Source organism: Kitasatospora sp. NPDC059722, from assembly GCF_042733235.1.
In the GTDB taxonomy this organism is placed as follows: Bacteria; Actinomycetota; Actinomycetes; order Streptomycetales; family Streptomycetaceae; genus Kitasatospora.
Genome location: NZ_JBHWGD010000053.1, coordinates 15,001 through 23,591, shown reverse-complemented (window position 1 = coordinate 23,591; position 8,591 = coordinate 15,001). Strand labels below are relative to the sequence as shown.

Sequence of the window (8,591 nt, the reverse complement as noted above, 5' to 3'; positions counted from 1 at the left end):
GTTTTTGCAGGCGGGACTCAAGGTGTTCGCGGCGAGGGTCCCGCCCCCCCCCCCCCCCCGCCCCCCGGGGGGCCCCCCCCCCCCCCCCCGGCGCCCCCCCCCCCCCCCCCGCGGCGCCCGCTCCTCCCCCAGGAGCGTCACCCCATGGCCCGTACGCCGAACCAGCCCGCGCACAAGCGCCGGCGCAGCCCCCTCCCGGCCGTCGCCGCCGGTGCGACCGCCCTCGCGCTGGCCGGCACCGGCCTCGCGCTCTTCGCCGGCGGCGCGAGCGCGGCCGTCGGAGAGCTCGTCACCAACGGCGGCTTCGAGAACGGGCTCGCCGGCTGGACCTGCACCGGCACCGCCGCCGCGGTCTCCGCCCCGGTCCACTCCGGCAGCGGCGCGCTCCAGGCCACCCCGGGATCGGCGGACACCGCCGAGTGCACCCAGACCGTCAGCGTGCTGCCCAACTCCAGCTACTCGCTGAGCGCGTGGGTCCAGGGCCCGTACGTCTACCTCGGCGCGCGCGGCACCGGCGCCACCGACCCGAGCGTGTGGTCGAACCAGACCGGCTGGAACCAACTGGCCACCACCTTCACCACCGGCCCGAACGCCACCAGCATCACGCTGTACCTGCACGGCTGGTACGGCCAGGCCGCCTACCTCGCGGACGACGTGAGCCTGGCCGGCCCGGGCGGCACCCCGGCGCCGAGCCCGACCGCGACGGCCACCGCCACGCCGACCGCGACCCCGACGGCCACCGCGACCCCCACCGCGACGCCGACGCCGACCCGGACCCCCACCCCGACGGCCACGCCGACCCCCACGGCCACGCCGACCGCCACCGCGACCCCGACCGCCCCGCCGACCACCGGGCTGCCCGCGCACGCCGTCACCGGCTACTGGCAGAACTTCGACAACGGCTCGACCCCGCAGCGCCTGGCCGACGTCCAGAGCGCCTACGACATCATCGCGGTCTCCTTCGCCGACGCCGTGCCCACCCGGACCGGCGCGATCAGCTTCACCCTCGACCCGGGCCTGTCCAAGGCCCTGGGCGGCTACACCGACGCGCAGTTCCGCGCCGACATCAAGGCCAAGCAGGCGGCCGGCAAGAAGGTCGTGCTGTCCATCGGCGGCCAGAACGGCGCGATCAGCGTCGGCGACGCGACCGCCGGCGCCGCCTTCGCCGACAGCGCCGCCGCGATCCTCAAGGACTACGGCTTCGACGGCGTCGACGTCGACCTGGAGAACGGCGTCCAGCCCGGCCCGCTCGGCGACGCGCTGCACGCCCTGCAGGCCAAGGCCGGCCCGGGCTTCGTCCTGACGATGGCGCCCGAGACGATCGGGATGTACAGCACCGCCGGCGCCTACTTCCAGCTGGCGCTCAACACCAAGGACATCCTGACCGTCGTCAACACCCAGTTCTACAACTCGGGCGGCATGAACGGCTGCGACGGCAAGGTCTACAACCAGGGCACGGTCGACTTCATCACCTCGCAGGTCTGCACCCACATCCAGGGCGGCCTGCGGCCCGACCAGGTCGGCATCGGCGTCCCCGCCTCCTCCAAGGCGGCCGGCGGCGGCTACGTCGACCCGTCGGTGGTGAACAACGCGCTCAACTGCCTGGCCACCGGCAACAACTGCGGCAGCTTCGTCCCGCCGGCCAAGTGGCCGACCATCCGCGGCGCGATGACCTGGTCCACCAACTGGGACGCCAACAACGGCAACGCGTTCTCCAACGCCGTCGGCCCGTTCGTCCACAAGATGCAGTGAGCACCGCCAGGACCTGATTCCCCGCGACGCGCCGCTCCTTGAGGGTGGGGTGGGCGCGTCCGCGGCGGGGCCCGCAGTACCGCGACCGGTGCTGCGGGCCCCGTCCGTGCGTGCCGCGGCCGTGCGGGCTCCAGCCGCGCGGGCTCCGTCCGTGCGGGCCCCGGCCGCTCAGCGCACCAGTACCGCGGACAACGTGCCGAGCAGCAGGAACGGGCCCACCGGGACCTCGAGTCCGCGCACCGGACGGCGGCGCGCCAGCGCGGCGACGGCCCTCAGCACCGCCCACAGGCCGGCCAGCAGGACGGTGAAGAACAGCCCGCTGAACGCCACGCCCCACCCGTACCAACCGAGCAGACCGCCCAGCGCGAACGCCAGCGGGGAGTCCCCCGGGCCCATCAGGCCCAGCCAGACCGGCAGTTCGAACAGGGCCCCGGCCGCGAGCGCCACCAGCAGGCAGCGCACCAGCACCCCCGGCCGGCCCTCGGCCACGGCGGACGCGGCCAGCAGCACGGCCAGCCCGGCGGCCAGCGGCAGCGTCAGCCGGTACGGCAGCCGGCGCACCCGGCCGTCGACGAAGGCGAGCACCACGCCGAGCCCGGCCGCCCAGGCCAGCGCCGCGGCCGACGACCCGTCCGCCGCGAGCACCACCGCGACCGCGACGGCCGCGGCGGCGGCCTCGACCGTCCACGCGCCGGCGCCCAGCCGCTCCCGGCAGCGCGGGCAGCGCCCGGTCGGCGGCAGCAGCCGCGTCGGAGCCGCGCACGACGGGCAGGCCCGGCACCACGCCTCGCCCTCGGGCACGGCGAACCTGGCCACCAGGCCCCGCAACAGCGGAGCCACCAGAAAACCGGTCGGTACCGCCCCGGCGGCCGCTAGCATCACCGGCGCAACCCCCTCTCGCTCAGCGCCCACATGACAAGCGGGACGCCCGGCGGGCGGGGGCCCACCGACCCACATCATCCAACGGGGGAACGACCATGACGAAGACCCGGTTCACAACCCGGGCCGCCCGCGCCGCGGTTCCGGCAGCGGCGCTCGCGCTGCTGCTGACCGCCTGCGGCCCGGACAACGCCGACCCGGCCGCGAGCACCGGCGACCCGGCCGCGCCGCCCGCCACCGCCACCGCCACCGCCACCGCCACCGCCACCCCGCCGGCCACGCCGGGCGCCGTCCCCTCCGCGGCCACCGGCGCCCCCGCGCCCGCCGGATCCGGCGCCCCGGCCGCACCCGGGGACGGCCCGCAGCCGTCGGTCACCGCGGGCGGCAACAACGTCACGCAGGTCAGCTACGACCACCCGCTCGCGCTCGGCGGCACCGGCCGCTACCTCGGCAAGAGCTCGACCGTGGACGCCACGGCCGTCTCGATCACCAAGGGCACCGCGAACGAGATCGCCCCGTTCGGCTTCCTGCCGGACCTCGCCACCGGCAAGACCCCTTACTACGTCAGCATGACGTTCACCAACCGCACCGGGACCGCGCTCGCCCAGGACGCCTACATGATGCGGGTGTGGGTGAAGCCGAAGGACCACTCCGCGGGCACGCTGCCGGCGCCGACCCTGGAGAAGGCGATCCCGCAGTGCGACACCAAGTCGCTCGTGACGCTCGCGCCCGGGCAGTCGGTGAAGCTGTGTGCCGTCTATCTCGTTCCGAACGAGAACCCGCCGGCGTTCCTCACGTACGGCAACATCCTGGACACCGCACCCCTGGTTTGGAAGGTCGGCTGACGGCACCCGCCTGCCGATCGAAGGAGCCCTCGCGGGGCCCCGCCGCACGTGTTGCAGGACACGCGCCGCGGGGCCCGGTCGTGGCCCTAAAGTAGGCAGGCATGCAGGTCATCCAGTCCAGCAAGCTCGCCAACGTCTGCTACGACATCCGCGGACCGGTGCTCGACGAGGCGATGCGGTTGGAGGAACAGGGCCACCGCATCCTCAAGCTCAACACCGGGAACCCCGCCGTGTTCGGGTTCGAGGCGCCCCCGGAGATCCTCCAGGACATCCTGCGCAACCTCGCGACCGCGCACGGCTACGGCGACTCCAAGGGCCTCCTGTCCGCCCGCCGCGCCGTCGTCATGCACTACGAGGACCGCGGCCTGCACGGCCTCTCCGTCGACGACGTCTTCCTCGGCAACGGCGTCTCCGAGCTGATCCAGCTCGCCATGACGGCGCTGCTCGACGACGGCGACGAGGTGCTCGTCCCGGCGCCCGACTACCCGCTGTGGACCGCCTCGGTCTCGCTGGCCGGCGGCACCGCCGTGCACTATCGCTGCGACGAGCAGTCCGAGTGGTACCCGGACCTCGCCGACATCGAGGCCAAGGTCACCGACCGGACCCGGGCCATCGTCGTGATCAACCCCAACAACCCGACCGGCGCGGTCTACCCGCGCGAGGTGCTGGAGGGGATCGTCGAGATCGCCCGCCGGCACAAGCTGGTCGTCTACGCGGACGAGATCTACGACAAGATCCTCTACGACGACGCCGAGCACGTCCCGCTGGCCACGCTCGCGCCCGACCTCTTCTGCGTCACCTTCAACGGGCTGTCCAAGTCCTACCGGGTGGCCGGCTTCCGCTCCGGCTGGATGGTCCTGTCCGGCGACCGCACCCGCGCCCGCAGCTACATCGAGGGCCTCACCGTGCTCGCCTCGATGCGCCTGTGCGCCAACATGCCGGCCCAGCACGCGGTGGCCGCGGCGCTCGGCGGGCGGCAGTCCATCCGCGACCTCGTCCTGCCCGGCGGCCGGCTGCTCGCCTCGCGCGACGCCGCGTACGAGCTGCTCAACGACATCCCGGGCGTCAGCTGCGTCAAGCCCAAGGGCGCGCTGTACGCCTTCCCCCGGCTGGACCCGAAGGTCTACAAGATCAAGGACGACGCCCAGATGGTGCTCGACCTGCTGCGCTCCGAGCGCATCCTGCTGGTCCAGGGCACCGGCTTCAACTGGCCCGAGCCGGACCACTTCCGCCTCGTCACCCTGCCCCGCGCCGAGGAGATCACCGACGCCGTCACCAGGATCGGGGACTTCCTGAGCGGCTACGCCCAGCCGTAGGCGCCGGAAGAACGCGCGGGAAGAACACTACGGCCGGAGCCTCGGCCCGGACGGTCTCCTTGGTCGGGGAAAGACCGTCCGGCGGGGGGCTCCGGCCGTCCTGCCGCTCGGCCGGTGCGAAGTTCGTGCAGCGCACCGGCCGTTGTCACGGCTGAGGCTCAGGCTCAGCCGAGACGCGCGACGAGGCTCTTGTACTCGTCCCACAGCTCCTTCGGGGTGTGGTCCCCGAACATCTCCAGGTGGGCCGGCACGAGCGCGGCCTCCTGGCGCCAGATGTCGGCGTCCACGGTGAAGAGCAGCTCGACGTCCTCCTTGGCCAGCTCCAGGCCGTCCAGGTCGAAGCCCTCGGTGGTGGGCAGCACGCCGATCGGGGTCTCGACGCCCTCGCCGGTGCCCTCCAGGCGCTCGACGATCCACTTGAGCACGCGGCTGTTCTCGCCGTAGCCGGGCCAGACGAAGCTGCCCTCGGCGTTCTTGCGGAACCAGTTCACGTAGTAGATCTTCGGCAGCTTGGCCGCGTCCGCCTGGGCGCCGACCTTCAGCCAGTGGGCGAAGTAGTCGCCCATGTTGTAGCCGCAGAACGGCAGCATCGCGAACGGGTCGCGGCGCAGCTCGCCGACGGTGCCCTCGGCGGCGGCGGTCTTCTCGGAGGCGATGTTGGCGCCGAGGAAGACGCCGTGCTGCCAGTCGAAGGACTCCGTCACCAGCGGGACGGCGGTGGCGCGGCGGCCGCCGAACAGGATCGCCGAGATCGGCACGCCCGCCTGGTCCTCCCACTCGGGGGCGATGGTCGGGCACTGCGCGGCCGGGACGGCGAAGCGGGCGTTCGGGTGGGCGGCCGGGGTGCCGGACTCGGGGGTCCAGTCGTTGCCGCGCCAGTCGGTGAGGTGCGCCGGGGGCTCGTCGGTGAGGCCCTCCCACCACACGTCGCCGTCGTCGGTGAGGGCGACGTTGGTGAAGACCGTGTTGCCCCAGAGGGTGTCGATGGCGTTGGCGTTGGTGTCCACGCCGGTGCCGGGGGCGACGCCGAAGAAGCCGGCCTCCGGGTTGATGGCGTAGAGGCGGCCGTCGGCGCCGAAGCGCATCCAGGCGATGTCGTCGCCGATCGTCTCGACCTTCCAGCCCGGGATGGTGGGCTGGAGCATGGCCAGGTTGGTCTTGCCGCAGGCCGACGGGAAGGCCGCGGCCACGTACTTGACCTCGCCGGACGGCGGGGTGAGCTTCAGGATGAGCATGTGCTCGGCGAGCCAGCCCTCGTCGCGGGCCATCGTCGAGGCGATGCGCAGCGCGTAGCACTTCTTGCCGAGCAGGGCGTTGCCGCCGTAGCCCGAGCCGAAGGACCAGATCTCCCTGGTCTCCGGGAAGTGCGAGATGTACTTGGTGCTGTTGCACGGCCACGGGACGTCCGCCTCGCCCTCGGCGAGCGGGGCGCCGACGGTGTGGACGGCCTTGACGAAGTCGCCGTCCTCGCCGAGCTGGTCGAGCACGGCCTTGCCCATGCGGGTCATGACGCGCATCGACACGGCGACGTAGGCGGAGTCGGTGATCTCGACGCCGTAGGCGGCCAGCGGGGAGCCGACCGGGCCCATCGAGAACGGCACGACGTACATCGTGCGGCCCTTCATGGCGCCGCGGAACAGGCCCTGCTCGCCCTGGAAGACCTCGCGCATCTCGGCGGGGGCCTTCCAGTGGTTGGTCGGCCCGGCGTCCTTCTCCTGCTCGGAGCAGATGAAGGTGCGGTCCTCCACGCGCGCCACGTCGGACGGGTCCGAGGCGGCGTAGTAGGAGTTCGGGCGCTTCTCCTCGTTCAGCTTCTTGAAGGTGCCCTGAGCCACCAGCAGGTCCGCGAGGCGCTGGTACTCCTCGTCGGAACCGTCGCACCACTCGATGCGGGCCGGCTGGGTGAGCTCAGCGATCTCGCTCACCCACGCCACCAGGCGCTGGTGACGGGTGGGCGCGGATGCGCTGACAGCAGAGATCTCGTACGACACGATCGCTCCTTCACGCCATCCCGGCGGGGAGACGGCGTAGCGGGGGTCTGAGGGTGCTTGCAGCGTAGCTCCGGGTTCAAGGCCGGATTGCGGCACACCGGTGAAATTGACGCATCTTTTACTACAGTCAGTATGATTACTGGCGAGTAACACGTCGCTCACGTCCGGGACGGAGTGCGCTGCGCCACACTTCAATTGCTCCAAAATGTCGAAGTGTGGCGACCGCCACTTCCTACCTGCCAGTAACCTACGGACCCGTAAGTACCGGGTAGCATGCTGCGCATGACTGCAGAGCTCGTGCGGGGCGCCGCGAACGCGACGGAGAGCAAGCCGAAGTGGCGCGGCTGGCTGCACGCCGGGATGTTCCCCGCCACCGTCGCGGCCGGGATCGTCCTGATCTGCCTGGCCGACTCCACGCCCGCCAAGATCGCGTGCGCGGTCTACTCGGCGAGCGCGTGGCTGCTGTTCGGGGTCAGCGCGGTCTACCACCGCTTCGACTGGGGGCCGCGCGGGGACGCCGTCCTGCGCCGGCTGGACCACGCGAACATCTTCCTGATCATCGCGGGGACCTACACGCCGTTCACGATCCTGCTGCTCAAGGGCGCCGCCCAGCAGGTGCTGCTCTGGGCGGTCTGGGGCGGCGCGCTGGCCGGGATCGCGTTCCGGGTGTTCTGGGTCGGCGCGCCGCGCTGGCTGTACACGCCGGTGTACATCGCGCTGGGCTGGGCCGCGGCGTTCTTCCTGCCGGACTTCCTGCGCACCGGCGGCGTGGCCGTCCTGGTGCTGATGATCGTCGGCGGGGTGCTCTACAGCGTCGGCGGGGTGGTGTACGGCCTCAAGCGGCCCGACCCGTCACCGCGCTGGTTCGGGTTCCACGAGGTGTTCCACGCCTTCACGCTCGGCGCGTTCATCGTGCAGTACGTCGGGGTCTCACTGGTGGCCTACAGCGCGGCCGGCTGAGTCCGGCGCTCCACGGCGGGCGGTCGTCCGGTCCACGTCCACGGACCGGGTGACCGCCCGTTCCGCCGTCCAGGGGTGCTCGTGCGGCGCCCGGCCCTGCGGGTGGCGCCGGTGCGACGCACGGCCCGCGGCGCCCGCGCCGCCGCGCGACTGGCGCGCGTCCAGCGCCTCGCGGGCCCGGCGGCAGCGCTCGCAGTGCGCGGCGTTCGGGGTGCCGGCGGACGGGCGGTGGCCGCCGGGCGCGTCCGCCCGGTGCAGCGCCCGCCAGCGCCGGGCGACGTACACCATGAGCAGCAGCACCTCGACCCCGGCGACCGCCAGGACCAGCGCGGCACCGTTGATCAGATAGGCCGCGACCACGGCCAGCGCGGACCCCACCACCACGGCCGCGCCCCACACCTGGGCACCGGCCCGCCTGTCGTCACTGTCAGCCACTACGGCTCCCCTTTCCCGGCGCCGGGCTCGTGGTCGGCTCCTGCCGCCCCACCCCTTCTCCGCTCTCGGCACGCGTCGGCCAGCACTGACCGATTGCCACATGGTATCTACCGTCAGTCACTCCGAGCTGCCTCCGGACGGCGAACGACAGATCAACGTTGCGTCAATTCCATGTGCGGGAGCCGCACTTAAAGAACCCCGGACGAGCCCCACGACCCCCCGGGATCACCCTCCCGGGTCGACGGCCGCCGTACCTTCCCCTCTCTACGCGTCCGAAAGCGCCTGACCCCGAACGCACGAGGGCGGGGCCCGGCCGTGTGGGCCGGGCCCCCCCCCCCCCGGCGGTGGCGCCCCACCCCCGTCGGGGGGGGGGGGGCGCCCCCCGGGCCCCCGCCCCGCCCCCCCCCCCCGGT

General features: G+C 72.9%; 7 protein-coding genes. 4 read left to right on the top strand and 3 right to left on the bottom strand.

Annotation, left to right across the window (positions count from 1 at the left end; translation table 11 throughout):
- Nucleotides 1–144: 144 nt before the first annotated feature.
- Nucleotides 145–1,752 carry a chitinase gene (locus tag ACFV4F_RS28715; RefSeq protein WP_380506715.1) on the top strand — a complete coding sequence of 536 codons (1,608 nt, stop codon included), beginning with the start codon at nt 145–147 and terminating at the stop codon, nt 1,750–1,752.
- Nucleotides 1,753–1,920: 168 nt separating this feature from the next.
- On the opposite strand, the gene ACFV4F_RS28710 is transcribed toward ACFV4F_RS28715, so the two are convergent.
- Complete coding sequence (locus ACFV4F_RS28710) at nt 1,921–2,592, bottom strand: prepilin peptidase (RefSeq protein ID WP_380441587.1); 672 nt, start codon at nt 2,590–2,592, stop codon at nt 1,921–1,923.
- A 137-nt stretch (nt 2,593–2,729) separates the two neighbouring features.
- Between ACFV4F_RS28710 and ACFV4F_RS28705 the strand changes: the two genes are divergently transcribed.
- Complete coding sequence (locus ACFV4F_RS28705; protein WP_380506712.1) at nt 2,730–3,476, top strand: hypothetical protein; 747 nt, start codon at nt 2,730–2,732, stop codon at nt 3,474–3,476.
- A gap of 101 nt (nt 3,477–3,577) precedes the next feature.
- Complete coding sequence (locus ACFV4F_RS28700; RefSeq protein WP_380441582.1) at nt 3,578–4,792, top strand: pyridoxal phosphate-dependent aminotransferase; 1,215 nt, start codon at nt 3,578–3,580, stop codon at nt 4,790–4,792.
- Nucleotides 4,793–4,956: 164 nt separating this feature from the next.
- Here ACFV4F_RS28700 and ACFV4F_RS28695 read toward each other — a convergent pair whose 3' ends face one another.
- On the bottom strand, nt 4,957–6,783 hold the full coding sequence (locus tag ACFV4F_RS28695; protein ID WP_380506708.1) for a phosphoenolpyruvate carboxykinase (GTP): 1,827 nt from the start codon (nt 6,781–6,783) through the stop codon (nt 4,957–4,959).
- 273 nt (nt 6,784–7,056) lie between these two features.
- Here ACFV4F_RS28695 and ACFV4F_RS28690 point away from each other — a divergent pair, with 273 nt between their 5' ends.
- A complete protein-coding gene (locus ACFV4F_RS28690; RefSeq protein ID WP_380497208.1) occupies nt 7,057–7,743 on the top strand; it encodes a hemolysin III family protein in 687 nt (228 codons plus the stop codon).
- Here the strand turns inward: ACFV4F_RS28690 and ACFV4F_RS28685 are convergent.
- Nucleotides 7,714–8,178, bottom strand: a complete 465-nt coding sequence (locus ACFV4F_RS28685; RefSeq protein WP_380441576.1) for a hypothetical protein — start codon at nt 8,176–8,178, stop codon at nt 7,714–7,716. The genes ACFV4F_RS28690 and ACFV4F_RS28685 overlap by 30 nt on opposite strands.
- Between the last annotated feature and the right edge of the window lie 413 nt (nt 8,179–8,591).